Origin of the sequence: Bradyrhizobium sp. Leo170 (assembly GCF_004296405.1) — a bacterium.
Lineage (GTDB): Bacteria > Pseudomonadota > Alphaproteobacteria > Rhizobiales > Xanthobacteraceae > Bradyrhizobium.
Genome location: NZ_PSRR01000651.1, coordinates 1 through 2,006, shown reverse-complemented (window position 1 = coordinate 2,006; position 2,006 = coordinate 1). Strand labels below are relative to the sequence as shown.

At 65.8% G+C, this 2,006-nt stretch carries 3 protein-coding genes; 2 read left to right on the top strand and 1 reads right to left on the bottom strand.

The features are described from left to right. Positions 1–488: metallophosphoesterase family protein (locus CWO89_RS43630; RefSeq protein WP_207234703.1), on the bottom strand; the 488-nt coding region annotated here is incomplete at its 3' end. A 124-nt stretch (positions 489–612) separates the two neighbouring features. Here CWO89_RS43630 and CWO89_RS43625 point away from each other — a divergent pair. Both CWO89_RS43625 and CWO89_RS43620 read left to right on the top strand, forming a co-directional pair. Continuing rightward, a complete protein-coding gene (locus CWO89_RS43625; RefSeq protein WP_130584324.1) occupies positions 613–990 on the top strand; it encodes an MAPEG family protein in 378 nt (125 codons plus the stop codon). Between the two features lie 9 nt (positions 991–999). Beyond that, positions 1,000–2,006, top strand: a 1,007-nt coding sequence (locus CWO89_RS43620; protein WP_130584323.1) for an RsmB/NOP family class I SAM-dependent RNA methyltransferase, incomplete at its 3' end; no start/stop codon positions are given.

Genomic DNA, 2,006 nt, shown 5'->3' with positions numbered 1-2,006 from the left:
TCAGGCTTGTGCAGGAACAGCGCAACCGGGTTGCCGTTGACGTTGCCAAGCTGTGAAGCGAGCCAGTCGAACTGCTCGGCCTCGCTATCGAGCCCGGTATTCATGATCAGCGAATTGAGCCCGATGAAGCGCCAGCCGGCGGCCTCGAAGCACCAGCGATCCTCGCCGACGATGGCGCGGAACGCATCGCAATTCTCCTCCGTTGCCGGCTCTGTCGGCGGCGTGCCGACCGCGGTCGGGTTGTCGCCGATGTCGTGATTGCCCGGCAGATAGCGGCAATCGACCGGCAGCGCCGCATGCAGCGACTTGGCAAATTCGAGATCGGCGCGGCTGTTCGGCCCGTCGAAGGCGACGTCCCCGCTGTTGAGCACGAGGTCGGGCCGCGTCGCGTCGACATGCTCGGCGACCGCCTCAAAATTCGCGATCAGCGTCGGCCGGATGCGGGCGAGGTGGGTGTCGGAAATCTGGGTCAGGCGAAATTCGGACATGCGGAATTCCTTTTGGAACGATGTTAGATCGGGCCGAAGTCGGAATGATGACGGTGTCACGTTGTCAGTAGCGGAAGCGTTCGCCATCAGCTATCGCTTGCGTTTTAAACGGGGTATGAATCCCATGTCGGTTCAAATGGTTCTGCTGCCGGTCTTCGTGCTGGTCGGCCTCACCTTCGCGCTGCTGCTCGGCATGATGCGAACGCGGCGCGGAGACACTGGCGGCCCCAACCGCGCAACGCAGCTTGCCGATTGCTACCGCGACCAGTTCGAATTGCCTGTGTTATTCTATCTCCTGATCGCACTTGCGCTGCCGCTGCGCCGCGCCGATCTCGTCATCGTGATGCTGTCCTGGGTGTTCGTGGTGACGCGCTTTGCCCATGTCGGCATCTTCGTCACCTCAAACGATTCCGCACCCCGCTCGACGGCCTGGCTCGCAAGCGCGCTGGTGCTGTTTGCGATGTGGCTCTATTTCGCTCTGAAACTCCTGCTCCTGATCTGAAAGTTCCTGATGACCCCCGCTGCGCGTCTCGCCGCCGCCATCGAATTGATCGACACCATCGACGCGCAGCGCGTGCCGGCGGCGAAAGCCTTGAAGGAGTGGGGCACCGCGCACCGCTATGCCGGCTCCGGCGATCGTGCCGCGATCTCTGGCCTGATCTGGGACGTGCTGCGCCGGCAATCCTCCAGCGCCTACCTGATGGATGACGACAGTGCCCGCGCGCGCGTGCTCGGCATGCTCCATCTCGAGCGCGGCATGGACGTCGACGCCATCGCCGCACTCTGCGACGGCGGCCGCTTCGCCCCATCGCCGCTCACTGATGCGGAGCGCTCAGCGCTGACCTCGCGCTCGCTGCAGGGCGCGCCGGCACATATCGCCGGCGATTATCCGGAATGGCTCGATCCGTACCTCGCAAAGGTGTTCGGCGATGACCGCGTGCCGGAAGCGACCGCGATGGCGAGCCGCGCGCCGCTTGATCTGCGCGTCAACACGCTGAAGACGAGCCGCGACAAGATGCTGCCGCGGCTGAAGCATCTCGGCGCCAAGGAAACGCCGTGGTCGCCGCTTGGTCTGCGGATCGAGCTCGGCGCCGACGCCCGCAATGTCGGCATCCATGCCGAGGAGGATTTCGTCAAGGGCGGCATCGAAGTGCAGGACGAAGGCTCGCAGCTCGCCGCGCTGTTCTCGGCCGCAAAGCCCGGCGAGCAGGTGATCGATCTCTGCGCCGGCGCCGGCGGCAAGACGCTGGCGCTCGCCGCGATGATGCAGGGCAAGGGCCGGCTGATCGCGACCGACCGCGACAAGCGCCAGCTCGCGCCGATCCACGAGCGCCTGTCGCGCGCCGGCGTGCACAATTGCGACGTCCGCACGCCCAAGGGCGACAGCGATCCGCTCTCGGACATCAAGGGCTCCGCCGATCTCGTCGTCATCGACGCGCCCTGCACAGGCACCGGCACCTGGCGCCGCAACCCGGACGCCAAATGGCGGATGCGCCCGGGCGCGCTCGAGTGCGGCTG

What these genes read in the sequence shown, in the direction of transcription:
- CWO89_RS43625 (WP_130584324.1), top strand. Translation starts at nt 613, where the DNA reads ATGTCGGTTCAAATGGTTCTGCTGCCGGTCTTCGTGCTGGTCGGCCTC.